The organism is Limimaricola sp. G21655-S1, from assembly GCF_027213785.1.
GTDB lineage: Bacteria > Pseudomonadota > Alphaproteobacteria > Rhodobacterales > Rhodobacteraceae > Limimaricola.
In genome coordinates, this window is record NZ_JAPWGO010000032.1 from 1 (window position 1) to 17,104 (window position 17,104).

Genomic DNA, 17,104 nt, shown 5'->3' on the forward strand with positions numbered 1-17,104 from the left:
CCGTTGAAATCAAGCGAGCTGGCAGAAAAATTGTTGGAAACAGCCACGACCATTACCCTTCGAAACACTCGTTAAAACCATCGGGGCCGCAGCATTTGCGTTCCCACGGCAATTTCGCCTCATCGGAGGTGCTTCTGACCCAAAATCAGCAGCGGCCGCCGAATGCGTGGCGGCCCTCCCGAGTCCTTCCCCAAATCTGACCCGGCAGGCATCTCCGGATCAACTACTCCCTTGTGGCCTTCGTCCGATCGTCGGCCACGATCCGCCACACGACAAACACTTTCTCACCTCGAATGGGAGTAGATGATACAATTATTCGTGTACGCAGCCATTGTTCCGTGACTATTAGGAATTCACCCGACGGGGCCATCGACAGCCTGATTCGTTTCCGCACCTGACTTGGAGGCGAAAGATTTAATGACTGATGCCAAAGCATCTTGTTACGAATTGGACGCGGTTCCGGTTGAAGAAATACGGCTAGATACGAGGGGGAAGTAGGCGAAGCGGCACAAGGATTTCGAATCTCGCTTTACTTGCTCGGATCTTGGGAAGTGGGAAAGGGTACGCAGGCCGAGCGCATCGGTCATCCCGATCCCGTCAAAGACCCTCGCGGCGGATCTGCCGTCCATTCTGTCGCGGGAAACTTCAGCGGGCGCCGCGATGCTTGCGGTTAAACGCCAATGTGGCTGCTCGCCCGTTCAGAGGGCGTGTTCTTCTCAGACAAGTGGAGCTTCGGAATCCAAGGCAGCAATGGCGGGCCCTCGCTGATGTCTGAGTTCGGCCGAGTTGCTGGATATCAGCTTGAGTGTATGCTTTTCTCCATCGCCAGGAGCATGGCACCCCTCCCGAGCCGATCAGCCGGGGCCGGATCGGTTTAGTACCAACGCGAGGGCACGGTTGGCATCGCTCACGATACCATTGACGAAGAGATCAGCGCTACCGCGGCGCATCAATGCTGCGCGACATGAGTGGCGCAGCTTCCGACCACACCCGCTCCTGACAGCTAGAGACGAGCGCGAGCCAACCTAAAGGCCGCAAAGAAGCATCCCGCTTCCTATTCGTGCAACGGGCATTGCTCGCGTCGATACGGTCTTCCACTCCCGCGGCTTCCGAAGCCGACGATCTGGCGCAACGAGGAACCGAGCATGATCTTTGAACCGAGTGTCCGCAGGCACCTATCAGGCGACGTCCGGCTTCATACGCAGTTCCCTGTCCTGCGCCGTTCGGAACGTATGCACGCCGATGACGAGCCCTGCGGAAGTACCTTTCACCTCACCGTCAGATTGACCGAGAGCCACCATTCCCGCAACGACGCCTCCAGCGCCGTGACGTGATGTCCGTGGGCTTCCAGATCGGCGATGTCCCGGTTCAGCTTGCGCTTGATCACGGCATAGCGGGCCAGAAGTTCCTTCTGGGTGAGTGCGTTGCCATGGGTCCAATCCGCGCGAGCCTTCAGCCTGTGTTCGGCATCCTCGATCTTGTGACCGACCTCATCCAGTCTCTCGATAAGCGAATGTTGTGTCGTCATGACGACCTCCGAGCTGTCGTCCCGACCGAATGTCGGGACCACCCGGCCGAAACGGGGCGTCGCTCTGGCTGCGAAGAGGCGGCGATCCGGCATCGCGCTGTCGCCGGCTCCGGTGCTGCACGTCATCCCTGCATGCGCGTCCGGGTTCGTATTTATATGCCCTTACGGCAGGCCTGTCCATCGCGGGACATGGCATGCGGAGGGCTGATCTGCACCCCTTGGCAACCGTCCCTTGGAGATGTCGCTGCAAGTGCCTTCCCGCTCCCCTTTCGCCGATCAGACAAAGGCCGCTACCCCTGCTCCGCATGACGCAGGAAATGGCAGTTCCGAGCATTGCCCCTCTGGCACTGTTACCGGGATATGTGACGGATACCGCGCGAGGCGACACGGCTATCCGCAACCCTGAACGGCAAAACGCCGAGCCTCCATTGACCAAGCGGAAAGATGCTCCAACTCGCGACGGGTGGCGAGTCCCGCGGGCGCGGCCGGATCACCGAGCCACGATACCGCGCGCTGACCTGAATGCCCGGGTTCATTCGTCACCAGGGGTCGTTGCCAGTGCAACCTTTTCCGATGAAACCTCCGGCACATCGGGCCGGACATAGCGGAGCCCGCCATGCGACACGGACTGCTGCTCGATCACTGCGTCGAACCCGACGGCACGATCAACGCCAAGATCATGGCACGCGCACTGGGAATCGACGTGGCGGAATTGCTGCGTGCCGCGCCGGATCAGGCACGACTACAGGAGACCTACAGCGTCATCAGCATCGTTCGTCCTTGGACGAAATCGGCTGCCGACACTTGGACGTGGTATCATGGGAAACGCCTGGAACGCTTCGGTGGCCAGACGCCCGCAGCCTTGGTCAGTGCAGGGCGGACAGCGGAGTTGAAGGACTTCCTCGAAGCAGGCGAAGCGCTTGCCCCGCCTTGGCCGCCGACGCCCGACGTCCTTCACATGCCGACCGATGTGAGGACGGCCGCCAACATTTGAAACCTTCGATGGGCACGTTGCACGGCGCGAACGGTGTCCGCGCCCTCTCTCCGCCTTGATTGTTTCAAACCCGCTGCGAGGCTTTTCACGACCTGTAGGCGCAGGCTGAAGCTCGGGTCCGGCGCGGGCCGTACGCTGCGGCGCCGACGCGCCTGACAGGGCTTGGTCCGTATTCCGACCAGACGTGTCCATTTGGAAACGGCTGGCTGAAGAAGCCGCCCGGCATCTGCATGCCAGGCGGTCCCGTCTCTTACTGGCCCGGAGGCAAGGGCTCGGGCACGGCATTCGGAATCGGGTCGATCTGCTGCAGATAGCCGTAGATCGCGCTCAGATCCTCGTCGGTCATGTTGCGGTAGGCCGGCCAGGGCATCGGCGGCAGGATCGGCCGCCCCTGCCCCATATGCCGCCCGTTGCGAATGGTATCGATGAACTGGCCTTCGCTCATGTCGCGCAGCACCCCGGTTTCCGGATCGGGGGTCAGGTTTGCCGTGAAGCTGACCCCCCATGGTCCGACATAGGCGGTGTTCGTCGGGTTCCCGGCCCAGACCCATTCCTCGGACAGGTCGGGCGGCGGGCCGATCTGAAGATCGGCGGGATGCCCGGACAGGGCCCGGCTCATGTCGGGTTCGGGACCGTTCGGCCCCATCCCCCAGGGGGTGTGGCAGTCGTGACAGCCCGAGGTGTTCACGAGATACTCGCCTCGGGCCACCGGGTCGGTTTCCTGGGCCAGCAGGCCGGTGCTGGAGAGCGCCACGACGAGAATGAAGCTGAGGCCGAGAAACAGCGTTGCGACGGCTCTGAGAAACATCATCTGTTGTCTCCTTCGGTTTGCGGCGCGGGGTCCCCCGCGCGGGGTTGGTTGGCGATCCATCGCGCGAGGAGCGCGATCGCCTCCTCGTCGACGAGAGCGGTGCCGAGCGGCGGCATCTGCAGCAGCCGATCGCGCGAACCGGCCCGGTGCAGCAAAGCGCTGGCCGCCGGGTCGCCCGGGGCGATGCGCAGGTCGACGCCATCGGGCAGCCCGGCCGGCGGATCCTTCAGGGCCACGCCGAAACTGGTGGCGCGCGCCGCGGCGGTCCCGTCATTCAGGCCGTGGGCCAGATCGAAGCCGAGATCGGCGAGCGCGCCGCGGTCGTTGTGGCAATGCCCGCAATTCGCATGCAGGTAGCCCAGCGCCGCGCGCTCCATCGGATCGGCCGCGGGAATGCGCGGCGCGGGCCCCGCCGGGGCGTTCGCGATCAACCCGCGCTCTACCAGCACGGCGAGATCCACGGCGTCGAGCGGCAGCGGCTCGGCATGCGGCGCGCCGGGATCGCGGTCCGGCGAGAGTTGCAGGGCGGAGAAACCCAGAACCGGGGCCGGACCGCTGCCGTGGCAGACCCTACAATCCGTGCGGCCCGGAATGGCATGGGTGCGCCCGTCCGGCAACGGCCAGGCATCGGCGCGGCCGCGTTCCGGCGCCAGTGGCGCCTGCTGCCCGTCGGCGCTCCATTCATAGGTCGCGAAGATCCAGCGCCCTTCGCCGAGATGCTCCATGTAGCGGGTCTCGACCGGGTGGCCGTCGAAGGCGAACTCCTTCCAGAACCGCGTACCCGCCGGAAAGGCCCAGCGGTCGGGATCGGACGCGTCGATCCGCGTGCCCGGCGGCAGCGACATCCAGCGCCGCTTTGCCGCGCCATCGGTCCAGAGTGGATATTGCGGCGAGAAGACGTGATGCCGCGGATCGACGGTCCGGGCTGCGGGGTCGGTGTAGAGACCCGTGGCAAAGAGATCGGCCGGGGCGGTTTCCCCCAGCGACGGCTGAACCGGTTCCGCGAGGGCGGCGAGCAGGGCCGAAAGGGCCAGCGCCACGCCCAGCGTCGCGCCGGTACGGCGGGATCGTGCAATGATCGGGACGGACATCGGTGCGAGCCTCCATCAGGCCCCCGCACCGGATGCGGGCGGCCTTGGCTCGGGGATACGCCGAAACCCGCGCCCGCTCATCGGAAGTCATTGCTCGCGAATTCTGAAAATTTTCTTAACGGCGGTGAGGCTCGCTCAGAGCTCTTCCAAGGTCAGGTCGCCCGCGACGTCGAAGCGGAATCTGCCGCGCCCCGCGCGATGGATCTGGATGCCGGCGCCGCGCTCCGCGAGGCGACGTTGCAGCAGCAGCAGGCGCGATTCCAGATTGTCAAAATGCGCCGGCAACCGCAGCGTCGCGTCGAGCCGCAACTCGCGATTGCAGAACTCGGTCCGTCCGGTCGCGGCATGTTCGGTCGCCAGCTTCCAGAAGATCGCCCCGGCCACGCCCTTGATGAGATAGGCATCGTCGATGAAGACCGTGTCGTCGAAACGGTAATGGCGCAGTCGCAGGGGCGCCGCGCCGCACGCCGTCTCGATCAATTGCGGCGCGGCAGGCTCGCGCCCGTCCTGACGCCCGAGCAAGAGCCGCATCCCGAGGCTCTGCGCCACCAGCTGCAACGCATCCTCGTCGTCATAGCCGAACCTGTTGCGCTGCGGCGACTCGGCAAACAGCACGCCCACCGTCTCGCCCATGGGGCGCAGCGGCAGCGCAATCTGGCTCAACGGCGCTTCGAGGCCCGGATAGGGAACGCCCGTGACCGGGCCGGAGGGACTGTCGATGCCGGCGGCCGAACGCACCGCCTCGCCATAGCTGTAGTCGGCGGCGAGATGACCGATGCGGATCGGCACGCCCTCGGCCGCCGCGACCCCGATCACCCCCTGCCCGAGACCGACATCGAAGCCGATCCCGGTGCTTGGATAGCCATGCGAGGCGACGGTGAAGAGCCGTCCGGTCTCGGGGTCGAGCATCAGCACCATCGAGTGGCCGATCCCCATCTGCCGCTCCAGCGCCGCGAGAAACCGGTCGAGCAGCGGCCCGACCTCTTCGGGCGTCGTCAACTCCGCCGCCACGCGCCGCGCCGCGCTGAGGGGATTGCAGGGACGCAGCACCTCGAGCCGCCGCGACGGCAGGGGCTCGATCGCGCGGACCTCGTAGACGTCCGAACCGAGCAGCCGGAACACCGATTCCATATGGGTGTGCGAGGCGATGCCGGCGAGCTTGGCGCGCATCGCCTCGAACAGCGGGCCGCCGGTCTGGGTCTCTTCGAAGTCGAGCTCCAGCCGGTACTGCGCGTTGCTGTCGGGGTCCACCACGATCACCGAGGCGACGCGGGTCGCAAGCACGTTGCGGCGGGTCTTGTTGAAGAACTGGTAGGACAGCGCGACATGACCGGGATCGACGTAATGGACCTGCGAGATTTCGGAGACGTTCGGCACGCCCTCGCCGTCCGAAGTCGCGAGAAAGGCGGGCACCACGCCTTCGAGACAGTTCCTTATCTGGTCGAGCGTGGTCATCGCACGCTCTCCTGCAGCCTCTCTCCCGCCCTGGGTCCAGGGGTCTGCGTGAAGGCGGCGCGCGGGATGAACTCCACAGCCACTGCTTCGGCGGGATCGAAGCGGCAATAGGCCGTGGCGAAGGCCTCGCCATACTCGGCATCGATGAGCTGATCGCGAAAGGCGCGAAGTTGCCGCTTGGCAATTCGCAGATCCTCCGCCTGCGCCGCCAGCAGCACCGCGCCTTCGCCCTTGATCTGGATCGAGCGGTGCGTCGGCACCTCGGAAACGGTCAGGGCGATCCGGCTGTTGCGCATCAGCCCGAGCAGCAGCTCGGAATTGAGCGGCCGCGACAGAAGGACCCTGACCTTGTTCGGCCCGAACTCGGTACAGCCCAGCGCCACACCCGCAAGCGGGCGCCCCGACAGGCCGATGACGCCGATGATGATGCTGGCGCCATGTCGGCAGAATGCCTCGACCAGCGCCTGCGCCTCCGGCAACAGACCGGGTTCGGTCTCGGCTGGATCAGCGGGGGCTTGGGCGCTCGGCATGGCGCGACTCTGGGCGGGTTGGCGAAGGGCAGGATGCTGCCACAGATCTTACCGAAATCTTAACCGCCTTACGAGAACGCATTTGACCATAAGGTCATGCTCGTCAGGGGTACGCCTGCCGATATGGGCGCGGTCGAGTTCATGTTTTCAACTACTGCGGCTCTGCCTTCGCGACGTGATCGGTGATTGTGTGAAGCCTGCCGCCGCTTGCCGCGAGGGCTGCGAGAATGGCGAAGAATACTGCCTTGTCCGATCATCTTCGGCCCGGGGTATCGACGAGCCGCCTCGCGCAAACTCGTCGATACCATGGCCAAGTGCAATTTAGGCCACCAGCAGGTCGTGACGATTGGCGGCCCTGGGATCGCGGCCCGTGGGGGCTCCCGCTGCAAACCTGACCTCGAGCCTTACTCCCTAGAGAGTGCGCCGCGTTCTGTCCGCCATAACCGGCTCACCTTCTCGAAGCAGTACAGTAGTCATCCCGTCCTCCGATACCGTCACCCGTTCATGATAGCAGCGGGCGCCTGAGCCGTAGATACCCCCGGAACCGCCAAATTGGGGCAAAAGACGCGGCAAATCTGGGTCAAATAGCCCAAAAAAGCAGTCTCGATAGCCGGACGTCTTAATTGTTGGATGCCCGGACTTGCAAATATGCTTGTACTGCCTGCTGCGCCCAAGGAGCGGCAGGGAAGGGAGTACGCCGCGATGCAAAAACACCACTCGCTGCATGAATCTCCTCAATATGTCCGAGTGTTGTCGATCTTCATTCTCGCCAGTTTCGCGGCGATCTTCGCGACGACCATCGTGCTCAGCACCTACATGGCCAGCTACATGAAGCGCCAGATGATGCAGCGCGACGCGGTAGTCTCGATGGAATTCCTGAACTCCATTGTCCATGTCGAGGGGGCCGAGCGCTTCTTCTTCGAACGCGAACTCCGCCCTGCCGCGGGAGAGATGGGGGAGGTCTTCGAACATATCCTGCAACTTCCCGAGATGGCCCGTGCGAACATCTATTCGCTATCCGGCGAAGTCATCTGGTCCAGCGATCCCGCCCTCATCGGGCGGACCTTCGACGACAACGAGGAATTGAGCGGGGCGCTGCGTGGAGAACTCCACCCCGCGATCGCGTCATTGGATTTCGAGCACAAGATCGAACATGCCGGCCTGCCCGACGATGTCGAGGAATTCGTGGAGATCTACGTTCCGATCTGGTCGAGCGACGGCAATGCCGTCATCGGAGCGATCGAGGTCTACAAAACCCCGACGACCCTGCTCGCTGTGCTGCAGGACATCGTGCGCCTGGCCCAGGTCGGCGCGCTCTTGGCCGGAGCGGTGCTGTTCGCGGCCCTGATCTCGGTCGTGATCTACACGATGCGCATCCTGCACTGGCAGGAAAAGCGTCTGGTCGAAGCGGAACGTCTGGCGGTGATTGGCGAGATGGCCTCGGCCGTCGCCCATGGTCTGCGCAACCCGCTGGCGGCGATCCGCTCCTGCGCCGAACTGGTCGCAGAAGAGAAGATCGAAGAAAGCACACGCCAGACCGTTCTGGACATCGTGGATCAGGTGGACCGGCTCGAGGTCTGGATCCGTTCCTTCCTGAACGGTACGCGCGCCGAACCGCAGGACGCCGCCGACACGGCCCATGTCGACGTGATCATCAAGCGCTGCATCGAGAGCTTTCGGCCGCAACTGCAGCGGCACAATATCGAAGTCGTGCTTGGCCGTTGCGATGGCCACCCGATCGCGGCGGCGGGATCAGGCGAAATGGAGCAGGTCGTCAACACCATCCTCGCCAATGCGATCGAAGCCATGAAGAATGGCGGCCGCCTGCACATCAACTGGTCGAACGCGCCGGGCCGCCGCGTCGCGATCGAAATATCGGATACCGGGCCAGGCCTGGATGAGGATCAGCTGCAAAGCCTGTTTGTGCCGTTCAAGACATCGAAGCCGTCGGGCCTGGGCGTCGGGCTGGCACTCGGGCGGCGTATCGCCGAGCGTTTCGGCGGAACTCTCGATCTGCGAAACGGCATCCAGAAGGGCGTCGTGGTCACGCTGACATTTCCGGCGAGGGCATAGCGATGGGCGAGGTCCTGGTCATCGAAGACGAAATGGTCTTGGCCCGCTCGATCGTCAGCTATCTCGAGCGGCGTGGATTTTCGGCCGATTACGCCGTCGACGCCGCATCGGCAAAGGTGCAGTGCGAGCGCGAGGCGCCACGGCTCGTGATCCTGGACTACAAGCTGAACGAAGATGACGGGTTGGTCCTGCTCGACTGGTTCAAGGCGAACTGCCCCGAGGCGCAGGTGATCATGATGACGGGCCATGGCGACGTGGATATCGCGGTTCGGGCGATGAAGGCCGGAGCGAGGGACTTCCTCGTCAAGCCGGCCCCGCTGTCTGCCGTGGCTTCGATCGCGCGGGGGCTCATGCTGGACGAGAGGATGGGGGGCCTCGACTGTTTCGGCGCCGACCGGATCATCGGTCGCTCCTCCGCCGCCAACGCCCTGCGCCGCGCCGTGACGCGGCTCGGCCGCGGATCCGGCCCCGGACCACGCCCCGGAGTGCTGGTGGTCGGCCCGCCCGGATCGGGCAAGTTCCTGATCGCGCAGGCCCTGCACGAGACCGCCACCGGCAGCAGCGAAGACATGACGGTGCTCGACTGCGCGTTGGAGAGCGACGAGATACACCGATGCCTCGCCGATATCACAGGGCCATGCACCCTGGTGCTGCGCGGCGTCTCCCATTTGGGAATGGATGCGCAGTCGATGCTGCTGCGCCTGCTCAATCGCCTGGATCCGCAACCTTCGCTGATCGCCACGACGGAGACCTACCTCACGCCGAGCACGGGGGCCGGAGGGATCCTGCCGCAGCTACTCTACAGCATCCAGGTGGGTTGGATCGACGTACCCTCGCTGTCCGATCGCGCGGCCGACGTCCTGCTCATCGCCGAGCATGTCGCGAACCGGGTGGCCCGGGCGGCGGGCCAGCCCCGCCCGAAATTCACCCCTGCTGCACGCGTGAAGCTCTTGGAACACGAGTGGACAGGCAACGTGGCCGAGCTGGTGAACTGCATCGAGCGGGCGATGCTGGAACAGACCGACGGGGTGATCGAAGGCTCTCATATCCGCCTCATCGACCAGTCCGCAGACGACAGGCTCAGCGTGCCGACCCTGAAGGAGCTCGAACTGAGCGCGATCCGTCAAGCGCTTCATTGTAGCAAAGGCAACGTCTCGCAGGCCGCCAACATGCTCGGTATCAGCCGCGATACGCTGCGCTATCGCATGCGGAAGTTCGATCTGGAGGCCCATTGAGGCCAACGCTGCCCTGCTGGGTCTTTCGGGCCCGGAACAAAGGGGCTCTACCGGCCCCTTCGACCTTCCGTCCAATCCCGGCTGCTCTACCAAGACCACGAAGGCCCACAATTGGAGCCGGGATTTTCCCTGGCAGAGTTCGCGGCCTCTGCTCATGACCTTCCGTACCACAAACGCGGGAGGTCACGAAATCGCTCCTAGCATCAGCAGTCCGGCCGCCAGGGACGGCACCGTCACGATCACCCCGATCCGGATGAATTGGCGTACCGGAACATGCACGCCCGAGCGCTCCAAGGCGGCGTACCAGAGCAGCCCGGCAAGCGAGCCGATCGGCAGGAGCCGTGGCCCGAGATCGCCCCCGACCAACGCGGCGAGATACTCGGTGGTATGCTGTTCGCCCGGAAGCGCTCCGATCGCCACGATGTTGGTCAGGGCCATGGAGTGGTTGTTGATCAGCGCCGACCCCACCGCCGAGACGACCCCGATCGTCGCGATGCCCGGCGGGTTGTAGAGATCGACCAGCCAGTCGACCGCCCCGGCGTTCCTCAGGCCCAGCGCGATCAGGTACACCCCGAACAGGAATATCAGGATCTGCCAGGCGACACCGGTCCGAAGGAGATGGCCCGGCCTGGCCGCATCGTGAAAGGCACAGAGCATGCAGGCGGCGATCGCCCCGCATAGCGCGACGATCCAGACCGACCCGCCGAGATACTCGATCACCGGATAGGCGCCGAGCACGCTCAGCGCCAATATCAGCCCGTGCTTCTCCGCAGGCGCCCAGCCGCTCCCGGAAAAGCGGGCGGCCACGGCTTTCGGGTCGGCCACGCCCGGCCCCCGCCGGTCGAGTTCGGGCGAAAAGATCCAGCGCAGGGTCAGGAAGCTGATCACCGCGCTGGCCAGGGCCACCGGCACCATCCGCACCGCATAGGCGTTGAAGTCCAGCTCGGCCACGTCGGAGACGATCAGGTTGATCGGGTTCGAAGTCACGATGGGCGCGATCCCGGCCGCCATGAACACCGCGAAGACGAACGGTATCAGCAGCGTCTGGTTCTCCGGATAGAGCGCGCGGACGATGGTGATGACCAGCGGCGTCAGCACGAGGATCGCGCTGTCATTGTTGAGGATCGCCGCCGTGCAGGCGCTCAGGCAGAACACCAGCAGGAACAGGGTCCGCGCCGAGCCATCGCCGAGACGGATCACCGCCCCGGCGAGACGGTTGACCACGCCCAGATGCCCGGCCGCCGCCGCGATCACCATGATCGAGGCGATCGCGATCATCGGTCGCCAGAGCACGCCGATCGCCTCGATGATGTCGAGGATCGCGACATGTCCGGCCGCGGTCATCAGCGTGATGCCGGCGATTGCGGCCAGCGCCGGGCCGACGACGAGAACGCCGAGGGCCGGGCGCGACAGCGCGAGGATGATCGTCACGCCTAGCGCCGAAAGTGCGGATGCTTCTCCCATCGGCCCTACTCCTCCAGCGAGGCGCGGATCTGGCGCTCCTCCATGTCGAGGCGCCCCCCCTCTATCGCGAATTTCAGCGCTTCCTCGATGGTGCGGCCCATATGTGGCTGGCCGCGCAGCACCACGACCACCCGCTGAAGCTGCGGCACCGGGTTCTGCCGTGAGCGGATGAAGATCGGCTCGACATAGAGCACCTCACCCTCGACGATCAGGGTCGAGGTCCGGCCGCGAATGACCTCGACGCCGAGACGGTTCCACAGGCCGATTTCCTGCGCGATGAAGGAATCCTGGTCGATGGCGGCATCGGCCTGTTCGGGCCCCATGAAGAACATGCCCTTGGGCAGCTTCAGCACGGACAGCGTCCCGTAATCCTCGCCCGTCTGGTAGACCGTCGCCAATGCCCGCAGGTTGAGCGGATCCTGCGGCGTGTAGCTCTTGGACAGGGCGAACTGCACGGGGTTCTTGGCATCGACCATCGCCCCGCCCGCTTCCGCGACCCACCAGAACAGACCTTGGCTGAAGGTGATCGTGGCACCGCTCTCGCCCAGGATCGGCCCGACCACCTCGTCGGCATCGTCGATCAGATCTTCGCCGCTGTAGAAGGTCAGCGCATCGCGCTGATGGTAGAACGGATAGATCTTGTTGAACTGGATCGACATCAGTTCCTGGGGATATTGCACATGCGCGCGGATCTCGGGCGGCATGGCGTCCTTCGGCTTGAACAGACCGGGATAGATCGCGGCCCAGGTCTGAACCACCGGCTCGTCGGCGAACTGGTAGAGATCGACCTGCCCGGTCATGGCGTCGACCACGACCTTCACCGAATCCGCGATGTAGTTCATCCGTTCCAGCGGCCGCCATTCGGTGCGCAGATCCGCGGGATCGCCGAAATTGGTCAGGGCGCTGTAGGGGTAGGCATCGCTGTAGGTGACCGCGTTGACCATCCACTTCACCCCGTCACCGGCCGGAACCGCATAGGGATCGGTGTCGACATCGATGAATGGCGCGATCTGCTCGAGCCGCTCGATCGGCCTGCGGAAGACGTGTACCCGGGTCTCGGACCCGATCAGTTCCGAGAACAGGGTCTGGAAGAAATGCCCGGTCTGATAGCCGATCACCAGTCGCTTGAGCGGGCTGTCGACCCGGATGCCCGCCGCGACGTCCTGCGGGAATTGTACCTCGCTCCGGCCCTGCTCGGTCGCCACGTCGTGCTCCGCAAGCCCGACCGCGTTCGAGAAAGCGGCGTTGACCGCTCCTTCGCCGTAATAGATGGCCGGGTTGTCCACGGCCAGTGCATCGAACCGCGCCGAAACCGGCACGCCGGAGCTGCCATAAACCGGATCGCCGGTCGGCGTCCGCTGGGAGGCGAGCATGGTGATCAGCCCATGACCATGGGTGAACAGGAACGATCGCTGGTTCCAGGCCACGATCCAGGGCCGCATGACGTCCTGCGGCAGTTCGCGCACCGCGCTGGCCATCATGGTCATCTCGCCATCGACCTCCGAGACGATCGTGTCGACATCCATGAAGCCGTAATAGGGGCGCAAGGTCTCTTGGGCTTCGAGGATCTGCAACGTGGGCGAATACACCGTCATGTCGCCTTCCGCCTGGAGGATGCGCTGCACGTATTGCGGCGCGACCCGGCGGCTGTAGCGGCTCACCGAGCCGGACCAGAGCGGGGCGTTCTTTATGGTGGGGCTGTTAAGGAACGCCTCGAGCGGCGGCAGCGCTGCGTCGCCCATCGGCGGCACGAGGGTCTTCTCGATGATCCTGTCGGTACCGAAGGCGTTGTTGGTCGCATCGATATGGCGCTGCAGATACGGCAACTGGATCACCGGCTCGTTGGGCTTCACGAAGATCTGGTCGCGCAAGGCCACGACCGACCGGAAGGCCAGATCCGTGGTGATCCCCGGGAGAAGCACCAACGCGAAGGCGAGCGGGCCGAAGGCGCGCGGCAGATCGATGCTGCCCGGTTGCCGCAGGGCCTTTCGCGCCTTCCAGATCGTCAGCGTCAGGCCCACGGTCAGGGCGAGGATCGCCAGCGCCTCGACATAGATCGCGTTCTTGGTCGAGAAAAAGCCCACGATGTCCACGTATTCCGCGCCCGCGCCGGTGCCTTCGGTGGAATCCTCGAAGTTCGGCATGGTCAGAAGGCCATAGCGCCGCAGCCAGATCAGCGTTGCGGCGGTCAGACCGGTGAGCAGCAGCATCAGGCAGCTATAAGGCGTGCCGACCCGGCCGAGCCAGCGCACGAAGCCGTTCATACCCTCGGGCCAGTCGGCATCACGGCTGCCGGAAAGCGCGGTCCAGACCGAGGCGAACAGGCCCGCAATGGCCACGAACAGCACCGCGATCAGCGCCGTCACGATCGGTGGCAGGTCGAAGACATAGAAGCTGATGTCGTTTCCGAAGATCGGATCGACCTCGCCGAACGGCACCGCGCTGATCGGGCCGAGGAACTCGTAGAACTGCAGGTTCAGGACGTAGCCGAGCAGCGATCCCCCAATCGCGGCAACCCAAAGGGTCTTCAGCCGGTCGGCCTGCGGCAGCCCATGCAGCCAGGCCGGGGTCGCCACCGCCAGTATCATGGCGATCAAACCCCCGGCGAAGAGCGCCGTCTGCATGTAGAAGTTGGTCCAGAAAACCTCGGCATAGCCGAGACTGTCGAGCAGCCAGTAGTTCAGCAGCGAGCCGCTGAACCGGTCGAGCAGGAACAGCGCCAGCGCCACGCTCGCGACGATCAGGACCCGCGTCCACATCCATGCGGCAGTGGGCACCTTCGGCAGCTTGGCGAATTGCGACCGGGCCGGGATATCGGTTTGCATGCTCATCGCTTCACTCCTCCTTCAGCCGTACCGGCTGCCCGAACAGCATCCGCACTTGTTGGAAATTGGTCGTCGTTCCGAAGACGAGCATGGTGCCACCGAACAGCAGCAGACCCGCCGCGTAGCGGACCGCGCTGACGAGGAAAGCCAGGGTGATCGCCTCCGTTACCGGCAGGCGATTGACCATGAGGATCAGCGCGAACGCGAGCTCGAACTGGCCGACACCGCCCGGGGTGACCTGCACCAGCCGGGCGATGTAGCCGCCGACCACGGCCATCACGATCACGCTTGGCGTGACGACGACATAGCGCAACACGTCCTGCACCAGCGGGACCACCCGGCTCGTGAAGGCCTGCGGCACGATGTAGGTCGCGAACTCGACCAGCGCGAAGGAGAGCAGCGAGAGCAGCGCCAGCCCGAACAGCATCTGCGGATCACGGCACAAATCGCCGAACGCCTCCGCAGCCCGCGACCACCATGACGCCTCCCCTGCGCGCTCTTCGGCGCCGGGCCGCATCAGCAACCATGACACCAGCAGGATCGCGAGCGGTGGCACCAAGGCGAGCGCCCAGTTCAAGAGCCCGTTCATCACCAGACCGATCAGCGCGAAGAAGGCGAGTTCGAACAGAAGGAACCCCTTGAAGATGAAGACCAGTCGCACCGCCTGCTGCAGCGTCGCGCCCTGCCCCTCCAGTCCCGCCGCCCAAGCCACCTCGCCCAACCGGTAAGGGGTCATGCGACCGAGACCGTGGCCGTAGATGAATATCTTGAGATGTTGACCGAGCGTCCCCTCGATGCCCAGAAGCCGGGCGATCCGGTGGAACTGCAGCCCCTTCAGGAGCGCGACGGCGATGAAGATCGAAGCGGCGAGCAGGACCAGCGACCAGGTCACGAGTTCCTGCGACCGGATGAAGTAATGCACACCGGGCACCCCGGTGCCGAGTCCGGCATCATCCTCGCCCAAGGCGACGATGCCGCCGGCGAGCAAGGCTGCCAGCAGGCGTGTGTTGGCGAGCAACTCCCAAATCCCCGCCGCGGCCACCATCGCTGCAAGCAGCGCCGCGCAGAGCAGGTAGGACGGCGTCACCAATCCCAGAAACTGGCTCTTTTGCGGTAAGATGCCCTGCGATGAAGTGGGCTCGGCTACAGGGCGCGCATCGGAGCTTGGTCCGATCGGCACGCCCCCGCGCAGGTGGTGATGCACCTTCTGAAGAGCAACGTTTTGATCCATGGGACAGCCTCTCAAAACATACGAGTGCCTAGGCCGATCGGCAAAAAGACAGGTGGACCATTGTCCACTCATCGGCTCCGCAACAAAGATTGGAATGATTCTCGACGGTCGTCATCGTCCGGAAGAGGCAAAAACTGGGGGATATACCCCAATTCAACCACCTGTTTTCGTACAGAAACCTCGGCACTACCTTTCGGCGGCGGTAGGTGATCCGACATTTTGGGTCGGGCCTCGTTAACTCTCGAAGCCAGTTCGGACGGTCACGACTAGGGCGACGGCAAAGAGACAGACTTTCGGGCATCTGTTGTAGCGCGTGGCCCTCGCCTCCGGTCCTTCAGACGTCCGAACATGATCTCGATCCTGTTACGGCGCTTGTGACGACGTTTGTCGTGCCTGACCGGCGTGGCACGAGATTTTTGGTCCGGGATGCAGGGTTTGATCCTTTGGACTATCAGGGTTTCACGGATCGGGCGCTTGCCAAGTCAGAGCCATTCTCACCGCAGAACTGCCGCACCTTGTCGCGCAGCCTCTGCAGGACACGTGCCAGAGCAGCGATATTGGAGTCACCCGCCGCGCAGATCCATCATGCGCGCCTCTCACCCGCCAACTTTCGCAGCTCGAGGTTCAACTCTCTCATGCCAAAGCGCAGGGTAGCCTCTCGATCGCCCTCGCGCATCCCCGCCGGATCGGCCAGCTGCGGGAGCTCATCGAGCTCTTCGGCGGCCAACGCGCGGATAGCCTCAACCACCTTACCTACCTCTTGCCGCAAGAAGTCCTCGTCGCCCTGAAGCGGCGACGCCGTCGCTCCTTCCAAGGTTCGATCGAGGATCACGATGGAGTTATGGAGGCGCCGAAGGTGCTTGAGACGTTCTTCTGCGTCCCGAGCCGGAGCGATCCGCATGACGTCCTTGGCCTCCGCCGCCAAGCGAACGGCTTCCTGATAGCGCGCCTCGTGCCCGGGATGCAGCGGATCGGCCCCTTTCTCCGTCGCGGTGCCAGCATGCTCCAGCCGGTCGGCCAGTGCCGCCAGCGCATGCCTGACATGCCGCTCGAAGCGCTTCGCGGCCCGGTCCGGCCAGATGAACAACGCCACGGCGAGACCCACGGCGGCGCCCAGCCCGATTGAGATACCGCGGTCGATCGAGACCTCGATCACGTTCTGCTGCGACCCGAGGGCCAAGGCGATCGCGGCAACGATCCCGTACTGCCAGTTCGACTTCAGCGCCGCGATGGTATTCATCGCGAACATGGTGACGAAAAGCGCGACGGCGGTGCCGTATCCGTGCGGCAGAACGAAGAGGCAGGCGATGGCGATCAGCGAGCCGACCAGCGTCGCCGACAGGCGGCCCATGGCCGAGCCGATCGTGCCGTCGCTGCTTTCTTGCAGGATGTAGACGGCCGAAATCGTGCCGACGAAGACCTCAGGCAGCCCCAGCCAAGTCATCAAGAGGTAGAAGGCGCTCGCTGAGACGGCTCCCTGCAGGCCGAGGCGCAGCGCGTCGCGCCGGCGCTTGCGCCATTCCGCGCGCAGGCTCGTTATCCAGGATGGCAACTCCATGGGCAGCCTGCGGCTCCGTCGCTTCGACCTCCAGTCGAGAGACTAGGCCATTACGGCCAATGGCCAAACTGCCAGACCTCAACAGCGATCCCGGCAGTCCACTTCCGCCGGCCATCACGACGCTCAGGAGCATGGCTCTCGATCGCTGCTACGGATCCGCCACGGCCGCTTGAGCCGCAATTCGGCAGGCAACAGTGGGCGCCTGCCTTCTCAAAGAAGAATTCTAACATTCTGTGGTCTGCCCCCACTGAAGTGCTCCGCCCACTGAGATAGATTTATCTCGTCAGGAGGAGGACGAAGCGATGGGTG

Annotated in this window: 13 protein-coding genes and 1 pseudogene; 4 read left to right on the forward strand and 10 right to left on the reverse strand. The window is 64.4% G+C overall.

Annotated features, from left to right (window positions below):
* Positions 1 to 200, forward strand: a 200-nt coding sequence (locus O4G76_RS18590) for a hypothetical protein (RefSeq protein WP_269398710.1), incomplete at its 5' end; no start/stop codon positions are given.
* A 1,067-nt stretch (positions 201 to 1,267) separates the two neighbouring features.
* On the opposite strand, the gene O4G76_RS18595 is transcribed toward O4G76_RS18590, so the two are convergent.
* Positions 1,268 to 1,654 carry a hypothetical protein gene (locus O4G76_RS18595; RefSeq protein ID WP_269398711.1) on the reverse strand — a complete coding sequence of 129 codons (387 nt, stop codon included), beginning with the start codon at positions 1,652 to 1,654 and terminating at the stop codon, positions 1,268 to 1,270.
* A 490-nt stretch (positions 1,655 to 2,144) separates the two neighbouring features.
* Here O4G76_RS18595 and O4G76_RS18600 point away from each other — a divergent pair, with 490 nt between their 5' ends.
* Positions 2,145 to 2,522 carry a hypothetical protein gene (locus O4G76_RS18600; RefSeq protein ID WP_269398712.1) on the forward strand — a complete coding sequence of 126 codons (378 nt, stop codon included), beginning with the start codon at positions 2,145 to 2,147 and terminating at the stop codon, positions 2,520 to 2,522.
* Positions 2,523 to 2,772: 250 nt separating this feature from the next.
* Here the strand turns inward: O4G76_RS18600 and O4G76_RS18605 are convergent, their stop codons facing one another.
* The 4 genes from O4G76_RS18605 to O4G76_RS18620 all read right to left on the reverse strand — a co-directional run bounded on the left by O4G76_RS18605 (position 2,773) and on the right by O4G76_RS18620 (position 6,409).
* Positions 2,773 to 3,333, reverse strand: coding sequence for a c-type cytochrome (locus tag O4G76_RS18605; RefSeq protein ID WP_269398713.1), 561 nt, complete (start codon positions 3,331 to 3,333; stop codon positions 2,773 to 2,775).
* Positions 3,330 to 4,424, reverse strand: a complete 1,095-nt coding sequence (locus O4G76_RS18610; RefSeq protein ID WP_269398714.1) for a hypothetical protein — start codon at positions 4,422 to 4,424, stop codon at positions 3,330 to 3,332. Before O4G76_RS18610 ends, O4G76_RS18605 begins: the two co-directional genes overlap by 4 nt.
* 135 nt (positions 4,425 to 4,559) lie before the next feature.
* Positions 4,560 to 5,879, reverse strand: coding sequence for a GAF domain-containing protein (locus O4G76_RS18615; RefSeq protein WP_269398715.1), 1,320 nt, complete (start codon positions 5,877 to 5,879; stop codon positions 4,560 to 4,562).
* A complete protein-coding gene (locus O4G76_RS18620) occupies positions 5,876 to 6,409 on the reverse strand; it encodes a hypothetical protein (RefSeq protein WP_269398716.1) in 534 nt (177 codons plus the stop codon). Before O4G76_RS18620 ends, O4G76_RS18615 begins: the two co-directional genes overlap by 4 nt.
* 630 nt (positions 6,410 to 7,039) lie before the next feature.
* On the opposite strand from O4G76_RS18620, the gene O4G76_RS18625 reads away from it, so the two are divergent.
* Positions 7,040 to 8,482 (forward strand): sensor histidine kinase, encoded by a 1,443-nt coding sequence (locus O4G76_RS18625; RefSeq protein ID WP_269398717.1) that lies wholly within the window; start codon positions 7,040 to 7,042, stop codon positions 8,480 to 8,482.
* Positions 8,483 to 8,484: 2 nt separating this feature from the next.
* On the forward strand, positions 8,485 to 9,717 hold the full coding sequence (locus O4G76_RS18630; protein WP_269398718.1) for a sigma-54 dependent transcriptional regulator: 1,233 nt from the start codon (positions 8,485 to 8,487) through the stop codon (positions 9,715 to 9,717).
* Positions 9,718 to 9,900: 183 nt separating this feature from the next.
* On the opposite strand, the gene O4G76_RS18635 is transcribed toward O4G76_RS18630, so the two are convergent.
* From O4G76_RS18635 to O4G76_RS18655, 5 genes and pseudogenes are all read right to left on the reverse strand, one after another.
* Positions 9,901 to 11,181, reverse strand: a complete 1,281-nt coding sequence (locus tag O4G76_RS18635; protein ID WP_269398719.1) for an ArsB/NhaD family transporter — start codon at positions 11,179 to 11,181, stop codon at positions 9,901 to 9,903.
* Positions 11,182 to 11,186: 5 nt separating this feature from the next.
* The gene (locus O4G76_RS18640) at positions 11,187 to 14,012 is read right to left on the reverse strand and encodes a UPF0182 family protein (protein WP_269398720.1); all 2,826 of its coding nucleotides are present in this window, start codon (positions 14,010 to 14,012) and stop codon (positions 11,187 to 11,189) included.
* Between the two features lie 4 nt (positions 14,013 to 14,016).
* Positions 14,017 to 15,237 carry a lysylphosphatidylglycerol synthase domain-containing protein gene (locus O4G76_RS18645; protein ID WP_269398721.1) on the reverse strand — a complete coding sequence of 407 codons (1,221 nt, stop codon included), beginning with the start codon at positions 15,235 to 15,237 and terminating at the stop codon, positions 14,017 to 14,019.
* A 234-nt stretch (positions 15,238 to 15,471) separates the two neighbouring features.
* Positions 15,472 to 15,683, reverse strand: a pseudogene (locus tag O4G76_RS18650) (transposase); the annotation flags it as partial.
* 137 nt (positions 15,684 to 15,820) lie between these two features.
* Entirely contained in the window at positions 15,821 to 16,795 is a 975-nt protein-coding gene (locus tag O4G76_RS18655) for an aromatic acid exporter family protein (protein ID WP_269398722.1), read from the reverse strand.
* Positions 16,796 to 17,104 lie beyond the last annotated feature (309 nt).